Source organism: Arenimonas daejeonensis, from assembly GCF_007993735.1.
In the GTDB taxonomy this organism is placed as follows: Bacteria; Pseudomonadota; Gammaproteobacteria; order Xanthomonadales; family Xanthomonadaceae; genus Arenimonas; species Arenimonas daejeonensis.
In genome coordinates, this window is record NZ_CP042453.1 from 1,732,436 (window position 1) to 1,747,496 (window position 15,061).

Genomic DNA, 15,061 nt, shown 5'->3' on the forward strand with positions numbered 1-15,061 from the left:
CATGTCAGCCGCGTTCGACGAACACCACGTGGTAATGCTCGTCGTGCCGGACCCAAGGCTTGCCACGTGAGAACGGCACCTGGTGCTGCAACCCGGCGCCACCCCGGCTGGCGAACAGCGCCTGCTGCAGCGGCTTGTCGAAGATCACCACGCGGATGTCCAGCCCGTTCCGCTTCCCGGCCTGCTGCAACGCGCGCAGGTGCGCGGCCATGGCGTCGTAATCGATGCGGAAGTCGTGCAGCCGACCGTCGGCGTTGAACTCCAGGTCGTATCCGTAACGGTTGAAGGCGTGCGTCGGCAGTCGCTGCACGTGGCCGCGGAGGTCACGCACCGGCACGAAGAAGTCCACGGCCATGCCGTTTTCATGCGTACGGTGCGGCTTGAAGCTGCCGCCCCCGGGCCAGCCGGTTTCGCCGTAGACGAACTTCGCTTCGGGCATCTCGCGGGCCACCTGGGCATAGGCCTCCAGCACGGTGTCACGGACCCGGTGGTGTACCGCATTGCGCCCGATCAAGGCACCCAGGTCGGAATAGGCGCGGAAATTGGACCCGCGGCTGGGCAGGCGTTTGCCGTGCTGAAGATCGCCCTCGGCGGGCGTGCCGATGCTGCGGCTGGGCTGCGGACTTTCCAGGGCGATCGCCAGCGTATTGCCGTAGCGCAGCAGGCCGACCAGGGCGAGCACGACCAGTCCGGCCGCCCAGGGCCAGCGGAAGCGGAGGGATGTCGGGTCCATGCTCAGCCCTTGATCACGCCCAGCTCGCGGCCGACCTTGGTGAAAGCGGCGATCGCGCGATCCAGGTGCTCGCGGGTGTGCGCGGCGCTCATCTGGGTGCGGATGCGGGCCTGGCCCTTGGGCACCACCGGGAAGAAGAACCCGATGGCGTAGATGCCTTCCTCGAGCAGGCGCGCGGCGAACTTCTGCGCCAGCGGCGCGTCGTACAGCATCACCGGGCAGATCGGGTGCACGCCGGGCTTGAGGTCGAAACCGGCGGCGGTCATGCGTTCGCGGAAATAGCGGGTGTTCTCGGCCAGGCGCTCGCGCAGGTCGCCGGCGGCGGCCAGCATGTCGAACACCTTGATGCCCGCGGCCACCACGTGCGGCGGCAGCGAATTGGAGAACAGGTAGGGACGCGAACGCTGGCGCAGCAGCTCGATCACCTCGCGCGGGCCGGTGGTGAAACCGCCCAGCGCACCGCCGAGGGCCTTGCCGGGGTGCCGGTGAAGATGTCGATCCGGTCCATCACGCCCTTGACCTCGGCGCTGCCGCGGCCGGTGGCGCCGAGGAACCCGGTGGCGTGGCATTCGTCGATGTGCACCAGCGCGCCGTATTTCGCCGCCAGCGCGGTCAGTTCGTCCAGCGGGGCGATGAATCCGTCCATCGAGAACACGCCATCGCTGGTGATCATGATCGTGCGCGCGCCGTCGGCCTTGGCCTGCTGCAGCTGCTTCTCCAGGTCGGCCATGTCGCTGTTGGCGTAGCGGTAACGCTTGGCCTTGCACAGGCGAACGCCGTCGATGATCGAGGCGTGGTTGAGGGAGTCCGAGATGATGGCGTCTTCTTCACCGAGCAAAGGCTCGAACAATCCGCCGTTAGCATCGAAGCAGGCGGCGTAGAGGATGGTGTCCTCGGTGCCGAAGAATTCCGCGATCCTGGCCTCGAGCTGCTTGTGCAGGTCCTGGGTGCCGCAGATGAAGCGCACCGAGGCCATGCCGAAGCCGTGGCTGTCCAGGGCATCCTTCGCGGCCTGGATGACCTCGGGGTGGTCTGCCAGGCCCAGATAGTTGTTGGCGCAGAAGTTCAGCACCGTCCGTCCGTCCGCCAGCGCAATCTCGGCCGACTGGGGGCCGGTGATGATGCGTTCGGCCTTGAACAGGCCTGGGCCCGCAGGGCGTCCAGTTCGGCGGCATAACGGGCGACAGGGGGCTGGACATGGGAGGGCTCGCGGGTGCGGAAAGGCCGCCATTATCCGGGCTTGTCGGCCGGACAGGCAGGGGGTAGGCCTTCCCCGGTCAGGCGACACTCAGGCCATTGGCGGCGACCGCCGCGCACATGGACATGGGTTGCTGCACTGCCGCATGCCTTATGATGCTCCAGCCCGGACACTTCGCTCATTATTTTCAACACCCGGTCGGGCGACAGACCGGCAAGACGCAAGCCATAACCACAACGACCACGCGCTTTCATTGACTGCCCCAACGACGAGGATTTCCCGATGAACCACAAGAAGCTTTCGCTGGCCCTGGCCGCCGCGCTGTTCGCGCTGCCGCTGACCGCCTTCGCCCAGGAAGAGGCCACCGCCGAGGTCGCCGTCGAGGAGGAGGAATCCATCTTCAGCTGGAATGCCGCCCTGGCCAGCGACTACGTCTTCCGCGGCGTGTCCCAGACCGACGAAGAAGCGGCCCTGCAGCTCGGCGCCGACCTGAATTTCGACAACGGCATCTACGTCGGCGTCTGGGGTTCGAACGTCGATTTCGGCGACGGCAGCCCGGACATCGAGATCGATACCTACATCGGCTGGAACCGGGACCTCAACGACAGCTGGAATCTGGACCTGATGCTCAACCGCTACAACTACATCGGCGAAGACGATGACTTCGGCGATGGCGACTACAACGAGCTGATCGGCGCCCTGGCCTGGAACGAGATGATCACCCTGACCGTCGGCTACACCAACGACGTCTACGGCCTGGACGAGAACGGCTACTACTACGGCCTCGGCGGCAGCTGGGACATCGGCGCCGGCGTGACGCTGGACGTGGGCTTCGGCCTGAACCAGTTCGACGAAGACACCGGCGTCGAGGACTACAACGACTACTCGGTTGCCGTCAGCCGCGACTTCGGCCCGGTCAACGCCGCGATCGGTTTCTACGGCACCGATGCCGACGGCGAGTACAACTTCGGCGAGACCGCCGACAACCGCTTCGTGCTGACGCTGTCGATCGGCGGCTGATCCACGCCGCCCGCAACAAAAAACGGGCGCCGCAGGGCGCCCCGTTTTTTGTCTCCGCGCGATGCGTCTCAGGACCAGCTGCAGACCACTTTGCCGCACTGGCCGCTGTCCATCAGGTCGAAACCCTTCTGGAAATCGTCGATGTGCACCTGGTGCGTCAGCACCTTCTGCAGCGGGAAACCCGACTGCACCAGCTGGGTCATCTTGTACCAGGTCTCGTACATCTTCCGGCCGTAGATGCCGTGCAGGGTCAGGCCCTTGAAGATCACCTTGTCCCAGTTGATGCCGGCGCCGTTGGGCAGGATGCCCAGCAGGGCGATCTTGCCGCCGTGGTACATGCAGTCGAGCATGTCGTTGAAGGCGTGCGGATTGCCGCTCATCTCGAGGGCGACGTCGAAGCCCTCCATGTGCAGGTCCTTCATCACGTCCTTGAGCGACTGCTTGGAGACGTTGACCACGCGCGTCGCCCCCATGTCGGCGGCCAGCTTCAGGCGATAGTCGTTGACGTCGGTCACCACCACGTTGCGCGCGCCGATGTGCTTGCAGATGCCGGCGGCGATGATGCCGATCGGGCCGGCGCCGGTGATCAGCACGTCCTCGCCGACCACGTCGAATTCCAGCGCGCAGTGCGCGGCATTGCCGTAGGGGTCGAAGAACGCCGCCAGTTCCGACGGGATCGAATCCGGGATCGGCCACAGGTTCGTCGACGGCATCACGATGTATTCGGCGAACGCGCCGTTGCGCGTCACGCCGATGCCGACCGTGTTCGGGCACAGGTGCTGGCGACCGGCGCGGCAGTTGCGGCAGTGGCCGCAGACGAGGTGGCCCTCGGCCGACACGCGGTCGCCGAGTGCATAACCGGTGACGCCCGGGCCCATCTCGACGATGCGGCCGACGAATTCGTGTCCGATCACCAGGCCCGGCGTGATCGTGCGCTGGCTCCACTCGTCCCACTTGTAGATGTGCAGGTCGGTGCCGCAGATCGCGGTCTTCTCGAGCTTGATCAGCACTTCGTTCGGGCCCGGCGAGGGCACCGGCACCTGTTCCATCCAGATGCCCTTTTCCGCGTGGCGCTTCACCAGCGCCTTCATCATCTGCTGTGCCATCGTCCTGCGTCCGGCAAGGCCCGTCGGGCCGTGAGGGCGGGAATTATACCCGCCGCCGGTGAACCGTCCGGCAAGCCCGGTTCAGGGCAGCTCGATACGCCAGCCGATGGCGAAGATGCGTTCCTGCAGGAAATCATGCCCGAAGCGCTGCCGGTACTCGACGAAAGCCGAATGCCCGCCGGTGAACACGAACACCGCACCCAGCCCGGCCTCACCCCAGTTGTCGTCGGCGTCGTCGGTGTCGAACACCACCGGCGTGGCTGCGGCATCTCCCAGGAAGCTGACCGCGATCGGCCGCGCCGGGTTCGCGAACTCGTGGCGCCATCCCAGCCGGATCTGCGGCTGCCAGATACCCCAGGCGGCCGACACGGTGCGTGCCAGGGCGGCGTCGGCCCGCCCGCGGCGGCTGGTGATGGTCCGGCCCGGCACGAACAGCGCCAGGCCGGCGCCACCGGTTTCGGAATAGGCGTCGATGCCCGTGCGCTGCCAGTCCAGGCCGGCACCGAGCTGCCATTCCCAGGCACCGCGTGGCAGTGACCAGGTCAGGCCCAGGCCGGCGAGGTCGCGTTCGGAGTCCGGATTGGCCCGCGCGATGTCGCTGACGCTGACGCCGCTCAACAGGGTGTAGTCAATCGCCCGGCGCAGGTCGTAGTCGCCGTTGAGCCGGCCGGCATAGGCGTCCAGGGCCAGGGCGTCCGTGGCGCTCCAGCTGGCCAGGGCCAGCAGGCCGGTGTAGCGGGCGTCGCTGCGGCCGTCCGAGGCCAGGAAGTCCAGGTCCTCACGGGAGTGGCTCAGCAGCAGCCCCAGCCGCCAGTCGGCCGCCGGGGCCCAGTCCACGCCCGCGCCCAGGGTGCCGGTGTCGCCGTCGAACGGGGCCTCGTTGATGCCATCGCGGCGCTTGAGGCGGCCCGCATCGGCATTGAGGAAGACTGACCAGCCGACCGCCACTTCACTGCGCATCTCGGCCTGGTCGGGCGACCCGTCGCGGGTGGCGGCGCGGCCTTGGCCAGGAATCTCGCCCAGGAAGTTGCCGCTGGCCGCGCCGGACTGGCTGCCGGGCCCGCCGGTGAATATCTCGTTGCAGCGTGTCGCCAGGTCCGAACCCGGTGCCGCCCCGGGACACAGGGTGGTCCACGACGCCGCCAGCGCATCGTCCGGTGCCTGGGCACGGGCCAGGCCCGGAAGTGCCAGCAACAGCAGCAAACAGACGATGTTGCGCATATTCCGCTCCCCTGTATTTCCCGCTGGAGTCTATAACGGCAAAAGCGGCGCTACAGTGCCGTATCCGACAAGGAGTCGACCATGCGCGTACGTTTCCACGGCGCCGCCGGTGAAGTCACCGGCAGTTGCCACGAAGTCGAGGCCGCCGGCCATCGCCTGCTGCTCGACTGCGGCATGATCCAGGGCAGCGACGAGGACGAGCGCCGCAACTTCGATGCCTTCGGTTTCGATGCCGCGTCCATCGATGCCGTGGTGCTCAGCCACGCCCACATCGACCATTGCGGCCGCCTGCCGCTGCTGGTCAAGCGTGGCTTCGGTGGACCGATCTGGACCCAGGCCGCCACCGCCGACCTGCTGCGCATCATGCTCGAGGACGCCGCCTCGCTGGCCGAAATGGACGCCCAGCAGGACAACAAGCACCGGCGCGGCGGTCACGCACAGCACAAACCGCTGTTCACCCGCGCCGACGTCGGCCAGGTGCTGCGCCAGGTGCGCGCGATGGAGTACGACGCGCCGGAGGAGATCCTGGCCGGCATCACCGTCACCCTGCGCGACGCCGGCCACATCCTGGGTTCGGCCAGCGTCGAACTGCGCGCCCGCGAGCCCGGTGGCGAGAAGGTGCTGGTGTTCTCCGGCGACCTGGGCCCGAAAGGCACGCCGATCCTGCGCGACCCCGCGCCGGTGCCGCGCGCCGACCTGCTGCTGATGGAATCCACCTACGGCGGCCGCAAGCACCGCGAACGCGCCGCCACGCTGTCCGAGATCGGCGAGGTGCTGGAATCCGCCAGGCAGGCTGGCGGCAACGTGCTGATCCCGGCCTTCGCGGTCGGCCGCAGCCAGGAGCTGCTGTACTGGTTCGCGCGTTACTGGGACGAATGGAAACTCTCGCGCTGGAAGATATTCCTCGACAGCCCGATGGCGACAAAGGTGGTCGAGGTCTACGACCGCCACGAGCCGCTGTTCGATGCCGCCGCGCAGAAGGTCTGGCGCGAGCGGCCGCATCCGTTCCGGCTGCCGAACCTGAAGTTCACCGCGGACACCGACCAGTCGCGTGGCATCAACGCGCACGAACGCGGCGCGATCATCATCGCCGGCTCGGGCATGTGCAACGGTGGCCGCATCCGCCACCACCTGCGGCAGAACCTGGGCCGCAAGCAGGCGCACGTGATGTTCGTCGGTTACCAGGCCCAGGGCACGCTGGGACGGCGCCTGGTGGACCGCGCCCGCGAGGTGCGCATCTTCGGTGAGGAAATCCACGTACGCGCGCAGATCCACACCGTCGGCGGCCTGTCCGCACATACCGACCAGCCCGGCCTGCTGGCCTGGTACGGCCAGGTCGAGAACCGCCCGCCGGTGGTGCTGGTGCACGGCGAGGATGACGCCCGCGAGGCACTGGCCACGGCCATGCGCGGCAAGTTCGGCAATCAGGTGCTGCTGGCCCGGCCGGGGATGGAACGCGAAGTCTGAGCCGGTGGGTCAGGGCCCCGCTGGCGTGTTGCCGTCCGGCTCCCGCACCGGTTCCGGCACCGGCGGTTTCGCCGGCGCCAGCGCGTGCGGCCGGGTATTGCCGTAGATCAGCGCGCGCCCGGCGAAGATGCCGCCCGCAAGTTCCAGCGCGAACCGTTCCGTGTCGCGCCGGCGCACATCGGCCATGATCTCGGCGGCTTCCTCGGCCGGCACCTCCAGCTCGCGCAGCGCCGCCGCGCCGAAGGCCACGGCCGACTCGAACACCTCGCGGATGTGGAAATCCACGTCGGCCTTGGCCAGCTCGAAGGCATGCTCGCGGTCGAAGGCACGCACCAGCAGCGACGCCTGCGGGAACGCCGGCCGGGCCAGCTCGACGATGCGGTTGGCCGCGGCGCGGTTGTCCACGCAGACCAGGATGGCGCAGGCCGTGGCGGCGCCCGCCGCGTGCAGCACATCCATGCGCGTGCCGTCGCCGTAGTGCACCTTGAAGCCGAAGTCGGCGGCGTTGCGGATGTCCTCGGCATTGGTTTCGATGATGGTCACGTCGAAGCCGCGCGCCAGCAGCGGCTGGCTGACCACCTGGCCGAAACGCCCGAAGCCGATCAGCAGCACGTTGCCCTTGAGATCGCGGGCTTCCTCGACGCCTTCCATCGATTGCGCCGCCTTCGGCGCGAAGCGCCGCAGCAGGATCACGAACAGCGGCGTCAGCGCCATGGACAGCACGACGATCGCGGTCATGTTGGCGTTCACCTGCAGGTCGATCACACCGGCCATCGCCGCCGCCGCGAACAGCACGAAGGCGAACTCGCCGCCCTGGGCCATCAGCACCGCGCGGTCCAGTGACTCGGCATGGCTGCTCTTCATCAGGCGTGCGACGGTGTAGATGCACAGGGCCTTCACCGCCATCATCGCGAACACGCCCGAGACGATCAGCGGCCAGTTCCGCCATACCACCGCCAGGTCCAGCGACATGCCGACCGCCAGGAAGAACAGGCCGAGCAGGATGCCGCGGAAGGGTTCGATGTCAGCCTCGAGCTGGTGGCGGAAGCTCGACTCCGACAACAGCACGCCGGCCAGGAAGGCGCCCATGGCCATGCTCAGTCCACCCAGCTGCATCAGCAGCGCCGCGCCCAGCACCACCAGCAGCGCGGCGGCGGTCATCACCTCACGGGCGCGCGCCTGCGCCAGCACCCGGAACATCGGATTGAGCAGCCAGATGCCGGCCATCACCAGCAGGGCCAGTGACCCCAGGCCAATGCCGACCGACTGCAAACGATCGCTCATCGGCACCGGCTCCGCACCGGCCGGCGACATGAAGGCGACGATGGCCAGCAGCGGCACGATCAGCATGTCCTCGAACAGCAGCACCGCGACGATCTTCTGCCCGCGCGGCAGGTTGACGTCACCACGCTCGCTCAGCAACTGCATGACGATGGCGGTGGAGGTGAGCACGAAACCCATCGCGCTGATGAAGGACACGCCCAGCGGGAACCCGTACAGCAGGCCGACGCCGGTCAGCATCAGCCCACACAGCCCGATCTGCGCCGAACCCAGGCCGAAGATCTCGCCACGCAGTTCCCACAGGTGCGTCGGCCGCATCTCCAGGCCGATCACGAACAGGTACATCACCACGCCGAGCTCGGCGGTATGCAGGATGGCCTTCGGGTCGGTGAACAGCGCCAGGCCAAAGGGGCCGATGGCCAGGCCGGCCGCCAGGTAACCCAGCACCGAGCCCAGGCCCAGGCGTTTGAACAGCGGCACGGCCACCACGGCGGCGCCCAGCAGCACCACCACGTTCAACAGCTGGGTGTCGTTCTCGACCGCCATCGTTCCTCACCGTCCGTTCCGGCCCCGTGCCGTCGCCGGGACTCTAACCCCGGCCCGGCTCGGCGGTCCACGCGTCAGTCGGCGGCTTTGCGTCCGGTGCAGCGGCAGGCGCCGTCGTCGAAGATCACTTTCCAGTGTCCATCGGGTTCACGCCGCCAGGTCGAGCGGAACTCCAGGATGGGTTTACCCGACGGGTCGGACACCGGGCCCTTGGTCTGGGCCAGGCTGCCGTCGTCGAGCACGACCACGGTTTCCGGTTTCCATGAGAAGGGCGCCGGACCGTCGAAGTATTTTTCCCAGTCCGCCAGGATCACCTTCTTGCCACGCAGCGGGTTGCGGCCGTTGACGAAGATGGCGTCGTCGGCGATGTGCGAGGCGAAGGCTTCGAAATCCCGATCGGCCATTGTTTGCGCGAACGCCGTCTCCGCGGCCTCGACCTGTCGCGTGAGTTCGGCCAGGTCGGCGGCGGGTGGCGCGGGCATACTGGCGCAGGAAGACAGGGCCAGGCAGAGCAGCAAGGTCGAAGGACGGGTCATGCGCTGGTTCCTCGGGGCTCCGGCGCATGCTATCGCCACTGCGGCGGGCGGGCGATAGGCCGATGGCAGCGCCACCGGTTAGCATCTCCGCATGGCCCGCAGGAGAGCCGACATGGTGGATCCGCAACTGCCGCCCGACAGCGACATCGTTAGACCCTTCGTGCTGCCCTGCGCCACGTTGCCCTGGTCGGCGCCGATGCGCTGGCTGCGGTTGGGTTGGGCCGATTTCGGTCGCACGCCCGCGTTGAGCCTGCTCTTCGGTGGCGTGATCCTGGCGGTGAGCCTGGGCGTGTCGGTCCTTGCCTGGACTCTGGGCCGGTTCGCGCTGCTGGCCCTGCTGCTGTCGGGGTTCGTGTTCGTGGCGCCGCTGATCGCCGTGGGCCTGTACTGCGTCAGCCGCGAACTGGAAGCCGGTCGGGAGCCGACGCTGCGCCACAGCTTCGTGCTGGCGCGGCGCGTGGTCGGTCAGGCCGGCGTGTTCGCGTTGGCCCAGCTGGTGATCCTGATGCTGTGGGTGCGCGCCGGCATGATGGTCGAGGCCTTCGTGCTGGTGGAGCCGGGCAGCACCGCGGCCCTGGTGGAATTCCTGGCCATCGGCTCGGCGGTTGGTTCGGTGTTCGCCGGCCTGACCTTCGCGATCGCCGTCTTTTCGTTGCCGATGATCGCCGACCGCGACGTGGACATGGTCACCGCCGGCGTGTCCAGCGTGAACGCCGTGCTGCGCAACAAGGGCGTGACGCTGCTGTGGGCGGGGCTGATCGTGTTGCTGACGGCGCTGGGTTTCGCCACGGCCTACCTGGGCCTGGTGGTGGTCATGCCCTGGCTGGCCTATTCGGCCTGGCACGCCTACCGGGAAACGCTGGACGCCAGCTCGTGGCCGGCGCTGGATTGATTGGCCCAGTCCGCGCGTTCCAGCCGGTACACGAAACAATCGTCCAGGCCGAACTGCCGGCGCTCGACGAAGCGGAAACCCAGGCGTTCGTAGAACCGGTGCGCGCGCACGTTGGACGCCAGCGGGTCGATCAGCACCGCCGTGACCGCCGTGTCGGCGAAACAGCGCGCCAGCGCCTGCCGCATCATTTCCGTGCCGTGGCCGCGGCCCGGGTAATCGGCTTCACCGATCCAGATGTCGATCGCGCGCAGGTTGGCGGGCACCTCGCCCCAGTAATGGCCGTCCTCGCGGGCCGGGTCGATGATCTGTACGAAGCCGATCGGCACGCCGTCGGCTTCGGCGATCAGCTGTTCGCGCCAGTCGGGGTCGCGCGCCAGTTCGGCTTCCCAGCCCCAGTCGTCGTTGGGGTCGGACTCCAGCACGTGCGGTTCATCGTCCCAGCGCAGCCAGGGGCAGATCGGCCGGTGTGGCGGGGCGAAGACGGATCATGGTCAAAGCCGCGGATCGTCGATCTCGATCGTGGCGTAGTGGTCGCGGGCGCCGCGGGCGATGCGGCAGCGCACCTCTGCATCCTGCCCGTCCACCCGCAGCCGGCCGGTCACCTGCAGCATCTTGCCGCGGTCGCTGTAGGACGCCGACCACTGGTAGGGCGTCATGCCGCGTGCCACGTAACGCGCCTCGGCCTCGGCCCGGCACCAGGGCACCAGTTCGCTGGCCTTGTTGATCACGATGTAGTCGTGGCTGGGATAGGCGGTGAGCGTCGCGATCAGCAGCAGGGTGTTCATGGGAACCTCCAGAGTGCGTGGGCGCAGGACGGGGAATGTTCAGCCGCCCACCCAGCGGACGGTGTAGTAGGCGGCTTCGAGCCCGTCTTCGTTGAAGCGGATCTCCGCGGTATGTTTTCCGCCGTCGCAGTGCACGACCCACCGCTCGTGCCACTCCCGCGCCCCCACCTCGCCGGCAGGCATTGCCGTCACGTAGCGGTCTATCCGCTCGACACGGGGCAGCCCTTGGCATCAACGTAGGGCATCACCGCCGCCATGGTGTCCTGCACCAGTTTTCCGTTGGCCAGGCTCCCGGCCTGAAGGGTGCCGTGTGGCAAGGTGTCGGCAACGGCCTGGGTGGCTGGCAGCAGCAACGCCAGCAGCAGGGCGGCGATCCAGGTCATGCGGATTCGGTGCATGGGTGATGTCCGGCAGCGGGGGCGGGCCTACATTAGCGGGGGCGGGCGGACCGGCTCAACCACCTGCAGGAACAGGCTTCAGTCGGGAGCAAGCCTGGTGGCGTGAGTGGGCATCATGACGTCTGCCGACGCTGGCGACCGTGGATCAGGGTTGCTTGCGACCCAGGTAGAACCGTCGGTAGACGAGGGCCACGGATACCCAGGTAAGGAAGATCAGCACGGCGCTGGCTCCGGCGGTCGCAAGTCCACGCTCACCCCTGAGCGTCAGATCGATGACGAGGATGTACTGCGACGCGCCGATGATGAATGCGGTGGCGAAATATCCCCTGGTCCGGCGAACCGCCCAGTCATATAGAAGGACCGAGAGACCCGTGTAGGCCATCAGGCCCAGTGGTGCTGAAACCAGCACGGAACCTGGCGGGTCAGCTTCCGCGATCGGGCGGAAGAACAGGACCACCCCGAGCAGGGTGACCACGCCCACCATGACGAACGAGACGGCGACCACGACCCATCTGCGCCTGGGGGCTTCATTGGCGGAGTTTTCAGTCATGGATCGTCAGTCCTGGCTATCGCCCTGTACGGGCCGGAGTAGTGCGGAAGCCGGCGTAGTGCTGTCGTCAACCGAGGCATCCAGATGCAGTTTCATTCCCTCATGGGATGGCACGAAGCCAAGCCCCTCGTAGAACCGGATTGCGTCTGGGCGTGCCTTGTCCGACGTCAGCTGGACGAGATGGCAGCCTCTGTCTTTGGCTCGTCCGATAGCCCACAGCAACAATTGCTTGCCGATTCCACTGGATCGCAGGTTGGCCGCGACTCTGACGCCTTCGATCTGCGCACGCCAGCCACCCTGGTAAGTAATATGAGGAACCAGCGTCAGTTGCAGAACGCCAGCGACGACTTGGTCGGGCGAATCAACAACGATGAGTTCGTTGTTCGGGTCCTGGTCAATTGCAGTAAATGCCGCTTCGTATGAAGCGGGAAGAGGAAGGGTGTGGTTTTCGCGCTTTTCACCCAGGGCATCATTCGCCAGCAAGGCCACGATGGCGGGCAGGTCTTCGCGAGTTGCAGGTCGAAACGTGAGATTGGAAGAGGTCATAGCGAGTACTGGAGTGTTCTTGTGCCGCCAAACGCCTGTCAGGTCCCGGATCCGGCGCGTAGGAGTGCATGGTTCTCCGCAGTGGCGGCGTGCGTCAAGGCTTCAACGCCGGGCTTGTCAATGAGAGGGATATCACTCAGGGGCCGGCCCCTGAAAACAACGAGCCGGCGTATGCCGGCTCGTCGATTCATGGCGCAGGGTCGCCGCGCCGAGGTTCATCCTGCAGTGCCAATACCGGCAGTCGGCTCACCGGCACGAGGTGGGCACGGTCTCCCAGACCACGGGCTCCCAGTACTCATTGGCCTTGATGCTGTCGATGTCGAGCCGGTCGCGCAGCAGGCGCACGCCGATGCGCAGGGTGGTGCCCGGCTCGACGTTCACTTCCAGCTTCTTGTAGGCGCGCGCGTCCTCACGGCGCTTCATCTGCTTGATCTCGACGATCTCCGTCTTGCTCAGGTCCTGGGGCGGGATCTGTTCGCTGATGGTCAGCGTGTGCGTGCCGGCGCTGACCCGCTCCCGCCTGCCGACGCCCGTGCTCTTGCCGTCGATCTGGGTGATGAAGGCCGGGTAGATGCCCTCGGATTCGGGCGGAATGCCTTCGGACGCGGTGACGTAGCCGCATTCGCCCTTCGCGGCCGAAGCCGTGCCCGGGCTGGTGCTCGCGCCAGCGACAAGCACCAGGCCGGCGATGAAGGGAAGGGTGGAGAGAAAAATCGATCGGCGCTGCATGAGTGTGTCCTCGCTTGGCTGGATTCCGACGGGAGACGGCAGGCTCACGTCATGCGCGGAAACGGATCCAACACTGCGCAGGCGGAGCCGCGGGCGGCATCAACCGGAACCCGCCCGAACAGCATTAGCCTGAATCCCACGGGCAGGCAAGTTGGCCCGGAGGCCCATGACCCTTGAAAACAAAGGGGCCGGCAATGGCCGGCCCCTTGGCTTTCAGCTGCGGTTCACCGGTCGGGCTCAGTCCTTCTGCGCCGCGATCCAGCGATCCACCTTGGCTTCCAGCACCGCCAGCGGCACCGAGCCGTCCTGCAGCACTTCGGCGTGGAAGCCGCGGATGTCGAACTTGTCGCCCAGCTCGGCTTCGGCGCGGGCGCGCAGTTCCTTGATCTTCAGCTCGCCGATCTTGTAGGCCAGGGCCTGGCCGGGGATGGCGATGTAGCGCTCGGTCTCGGCCACGGCCTCGGTGTCGCTGGTGGCCGAGTTGGCCTTCATGTACTCGATCACCTGTTCACGGGTCCAACCCTTGCTGTGCAGGCCGGTGTCCACCACCAGGCGGATCGCGCGCCACATCTCGGCCTGCAGGCGGCCGAAATACTGATAGGGGTCGGTGTAGACGCCCAGTTCCTTGCCCAGCGATTCGGCGTACAGGCCCCAGCCTTCGCTGAAGGCGATCTCGCCACCGAAGCGGCGGAACTTCGGCAGGCCGGTCAGTTCCTGCTGCAGTGCCAGCTGGAAGTGATGGCCCGGGATCGCCTCGTGCAGGAACAGGCTTTCGGCGTCCCAGCGCTTGCGGGTCGGCAGGTCGTAGGTGTTGACGTAGAACACGCCCGGGCGGCTGCCGTCCTCGCTGGGACGCATATAGCTGCCGCCGGCGGCGGACTGGGCGCGGAACGGCTCCACCGGACGGATCTCGAAAGCGGCCTTCGGAATCAGCGAAAACAGCTCGCCGGTCTTCTCGTTGACCTTGGCCTCGAGCGCACGATAGGCGACCAGCAGTTCCTCCTCGGTGGCGAATTCGAACTGCTTGTCCTTGGTGACGAATTCGAAGAACTCCTCGCGCGTGCCCTTGAAGCCGGTCTGCTGCATCACCGCGTCCATTTCACCGTGGATGCGCGCCACTTCGGCCAGGCCGATGTCGTGGATCTGGGCGGGCGTCAGGTCGGTGGTGGTGGACTGCTTCACGCGGTAGGCGTACCAGGCCTCGCCGTCGGGCAGGGCGCTCAGCGAAACGGTGTCGCGGCAGGCCGGCAGGTATTCGTCGTTCACGAAGGCGCGCAGGTCGCGGTAGGCCGGCATCAGCTGGTCGGCGACCAGGGCGCGGTAGGCCTCGGTCAGGCGCGCCTTGTCTTCGGCGCTGAAGTCTTCCGGCATCTCGGCGATCGGGCGCCAGAACAGGGTGTCCTCGGGCTTGTCCTTCACCAGCGCGTCGAGCTGCGGGATCACCTTCAGCATCAGCACCTTCGGCTGCACCACGCCGGCGGCCATGCCTTCGCGCATGTTGGCCTGCATCGTCGCCAGCAGCTGCGGCACGGCGGCGGCGCGCTTGAGCCAGTTGTCGTAGTCCTGCACGGTCTTGAACGGCTGGGCGCTGGTGCCCGAACCCAGCTGGGCGATCTGGCCCGAGAGGTTGTAGAACTGGTTCAGCGGCATCTGCCAGCCCGGGAAGCGTTCGCCCTCGATCTCGAGTTCCAGGTCGCGCACGAAGATCTCGTAGCTCAGCAGGTCCTGGCCCGACAGGCCGTCGCTGCCGATGGCCTGGGCCTTGGCCAGCCATTCGCGGTTGAAGGTTTCGGTTTTGGCGCGGTAGTCGGCGCTGAAGAAGTCCGGCAACTGGTCGTTGTAGCGGCTGTCGCCGACGAAGGTGGCCTGCAGCGGATTGAGCTGGAGCGCCGCCTCCCAGAAATCCGCGTACAGCGTCTGCAGCTGGGCGGCACGTTCGGCCGGCTGCACGACGGTGGCCGTTTCCGGCGCCGGCGCTTCGGCGGTGGGCTGGCAGGCGGCCAGGGCAAGGGCCAGGGCAAGGGCGAGCGGACGCAGGGTCATGGCGGGTTCC

At 67.2% G+C, this 15,061-nt stretch carries 15 protein-coding genes and 1 pseudogene; 3 read left to right on the top strand and 13 right to left on the bottom strand.

Annotated features, from left to right (window positions below; translation table 11 throughout):
* Positions 1-4: 4 nt before the first annotated feature.
* Together FRZ33_RS08430 and kbl are read right to left on the bottom strand one after the other, a co-directional pair.
* Entirely contained in the window at positions 5-733 is a 729-nt protein-coding gene (locus FRZ33_RS08430) for a penicillin-insensitive murein endopeptidase (protein WP_146909026.1), read from the bottom strand.
* 2 nt (positions 734-735) lie between these two features.
* Positions 736-1,897 (bottom strand): annotated as a pseudogene (kbl, locus tag FRZ33_RS08435) (glycine C-acetyltransferase).
* A 316-nt stretch (positions 1,898-2,213) separates the two neighbouring features.
* Here kbl and FRZ33_RS08440 point away from each other — a divergent pair.
* A complete protein-coding gene (locus FRZ33_RS08440; protein ID WP_146909028.1) occupies positions 2,214-2,951 on the top strand; it encodes a TorF family putative porin in 738 nt (245 codons plus the stop codon).
* Positions 2,952-3,019: 68 nt separating this feature from the next.
* On the opposite strand, the gene tdh is transcribed toward FRZ33_RS08440, so the two are convergent.
* Together tdh and FRZ33_RS08450 are read right to left on the bottom strand one after the other, a co-directional pair.
* The gene (gene tdh / locus FRZ33_RS08445; protein ID WP_174754943.1) at positions 3,020-4,057 is read right to left on the bottom strand and encodes an L-threonine 3-dehydrogenase; all 1,038 of its coding nucleotides are present in this window, start codon (positions 4,055-4,057) and stop codon (positions 3,020-3,022) included.
* Positions 4,058-4,138: 81 nt separating this feature from the next.
* The gene (locus FRZ33_RS08450) at positions 4,139-5,278 is read right to left on the bottom strand and encodes an autotransporter outer membrane beta-barrel domain-containing protein (protein WP_146909030.1); all 1,140 of its coding nucleotides are present in this window, start codon (positions 5,276-5,278) and stop codon (positions 4,139-4,141) included.
* An 81-nt stretch (positions 5,279-5,359) separates the two neighbouring features.
* On the opposite strand from FRZ33_RS08450, the gene FRZ33_RS08455 reads away from it, so the two are divergent.
* Positions 5,360-6,745, top strand: coding sequence for an MBL fold metallo-hydrolase RNA specificity domain-containing protein (locus FRZ33_RS08455; RefSeq protein ID WP_146909032.1), 1,386 nt, complete (start codon positions 5,360-5,362; stop codon positions 6,743-6,745).
* Positions 6,746-6,754: 9 nt separating this feature from the next.
* Here FRZ33_RS08455 and FRZ33_RS08460 read toward each other — a convergent pair whose 3' ends face one another.
* Entirely contained in the window at positions 6,755-8,572 is a 1,818-nt protein-coding gene (locus tag FRZ33_RS08460) for a monovalent cation:proton antiporter-2 (CPA2) family protein (RefSeq protein ID WP_146909033.1), read from the bottom strand.
* A gap of 74 nt (positions 8,573-8,646) precedes the next feature.
* Positions 8,647-9,108 carry a YybH family protein gene (locus FRZ33_RS08465; RefSeq protein WP_227977722.1) on the bottom strand — a complete coding sequence of 154 codons (462 nt, stop codon included), beginning with the start codon at positions 9,106-9,108 and terminating at the stop codon, positions 8,647-8,649.
* A 112-nt stretch (positions 9,109-9,220) separates the two neighbouring features.
* On the opposite strand from FRZ33_RS08465, the gene FRZ33_RS08470 reads away from it, so the two are divergent.
* Positions 9,221-10,000, top strand: coding sequence for a DUF2189 domain-containing protein (locus FRZ33_RS08470; protein WP_227977725.1), 780 nt, complete (start codon positions 9,221-9,223; stop codon positions 9,998-10,000).
* Here FRZ33_RS08470 and FRZ33_RS08475 read toward each other — a convergent pair.
* The 7 genes from FRZ33_RS08475 to FRZ33_RS08505 all read right to left on the bottom strand — a co-directional run bounded on the left by FRZ33_RS08475 (position 9,955) and on the right by FRZ33_RS08505 (position 15,051).
* Positions 9,955-10,458 (bottom strand): GNAT family N-acetyltransferase, encoded by a 504-nt coding sequence (locus FRZ33_RS08475; RefSeq protein ID WP_322619039.1) that lies wholly within the window; start codon positions 10,456-10,458, stop codon positions 9,955-9,957. The genes FRZ33_RS08470 and FRZ33_RS08475 overlap by 46 nt on opposite strands.
* A 33-nt stretch (positions 10,459-10,491) precedes the next feature.
* Complete coding sequence (locus FRZ33_RS08480) at positions 10,492-10,785, bottom strand: hypothetical protein (protein WP_146909037.1); 294 nt, start codon at positions 10,783-10,785, stop codon at positions 10,492-10,494.
* Between the two features lie 200 nt (positions 10,786-10,985).
* Entirely contained in the window at positions 10,986-11,183 is a 198-nt protein-coding gene (locus FRZ33_RS08485; RefSeq protein WP_158637161.1) for a hypothetical protein, read from the bottom strand.
* A gap of 145 nt (positions 11,184-11,328) precedes the next feature.
* The gene (locus FRZ33_RS08490; protein WP_146909041.1) at positions 11,329-11,733 is read right to left on the bottom strand and encodes a hypothetical protein; all 405 of its coding nucleotides are present in this window, start codon (positions 11,731-11,733) and stop codon (positions 11,329-11,331) included.
* Between the two features lie 6 nt (positions 11,734-11,739).
* Positions 11,740-12,279, bottom strand: coding sequence for a GNAT family N-acetyltransferase (locus FRZ33_RS08495; RefSeq protein ID WP_146909043.1), 540 nt, complete (start codon positions 12,277-12,279; stop codon positions 11,740-11,742).
* Positions 12,280-12,525: 246 nt separating this feature from the next.
* Positions 12,526-13,008, bottom strand: a complete 483-nt coding sequence (locus tag FRZ33_RS08500) for a hypothetical protein (RefSeq protein ID WP_146909045.1) — start codon at positions 13,006-13,008, stop codon at positions 12,526-12,528.
* 237 nt (positions 13,009-13,245) lie between these two features.
* Positions 13,246-15,051, bottom strand: coding sequence for a DUF885 domain-containing protein (locus tag FRZ33_RS08505; RefSeq protein ID WP_146909046.1), 1,806 nt, complete (start codon positions 15,049-15,051; stop codon positions 13,246-13,248).
* Positions 15,052-15,061: the final 10 nt, after the last annotated feature.

What these genes read in the sequence shown, in the direction of transcription:
- FRZ33_RS08430 (WP_146909026.1), bottom strand. Translation starts at nt 733, where the DNA reads ATGGACCCGACATCCCTCCGCTTCCGCTGGCCCTGGGCGGCCGGACTG.
- FRZ33_RS08440 (WP_146909028.1), top strand. Translation starts at nt 2,214, where the DNA reads ATGAACCACAAGAAGCTTTCGCTGGCCCTGGCCGCCGCGCTGTTCGCG.
- tdh (WP_174754943.1), bottom strand. Translation starts at nt 4,057, where the DNA reads ATGGCACAGCAGATGATGAAGGCGCTGGTGAAGCGCCACGCGGAAAAG.
- FRZ33_RS08450 (WP_146909030.1), bottom strand. Translation starts at nt 5,278, where the DNA reads ATGCGCAACATCGTCTGTTTGCTGCTGTTGCTGGCACTTCCGGGCCTG.
- FRZ33_RS08455 (WP_146909032.1), top strand. Translation starts at nt 5,360, where the DNA reads ATGCGCGTACGTTTCCACGGCGCCGCCGGTGAAGTCACCGGCAGTTGC.
- FRZ33_RS08460 (WP_146909033.1), bottom strand. Translation starts at nt 8,572, where the DNA reads ATGGCGGTCGAGAACGACACCCAGCTGTTGAACGTGGTGGTGCTGCTG.
- FRZ33_RS08465 (WP_227977722.1), bottom strand. Translation starts at nt 9,108, where the DNA reads ATGACCCGTCCTTCGACCTTGCTGCTCTGCCTGGCCCTGTCTTCCTGC.
- FRZ33_RS08470 (WP_227977725.1), top strand. Translation starts at nt 9,221, where the DNA reads ATGGTGGATCCGCAACTGCCGCCCGACAGCGACATCGTTAGACCCTTC.
- FRZ33_RS08480 (WP_146909037.1), bottom strand. Translation starts at nt 10,785, where the DNA reads ATGAACACCCTGCTGCTGATCGCGACGCTCACCGCCTATCCCAGCCAC.
- FRZ33_RS08485 (WP_158637161.1), bottom strand. Translation starts at nt 11,183, where the DNA reads ATGCACCGAATCCGCATGACCTGGATCGCCGCCCTGCTGCTGGCGTTG.
- FRZ33_RS08490 (WP_146909041.1), bottom strand. Translation starts at nt 11,733, where the DNA reads ATGACTGAAAACTCCGCCAATGAAGCCCCCAGGCGCAGATGGGTCGTG.
- FRZ33_RS08495 (WP_146909043.1), bottom strand. Translation starts at nt 12,279, where the DNA reads ATGACCTCTTCCAATCTCACGTTTCGACCTGCAACTCGCGAAGACCTG.
- FRZ33_RS08500 (WP_146909045.1), bottom strand. Translation starts at nt 13,008, where the DNA reads ATGCAGCGCCGATCGATTTTTCTCTCCACCCTTCCCTTCATCGCCGGC.
- FRZ33_RS08505 (WP_146909046.1), bottom strand. Translation starts at nt 15,051, where the DNA reads ATGACCCTGCGTCCGCTCGCCCTTGCCCTGGCCCTTGCCCTGGCCGCC.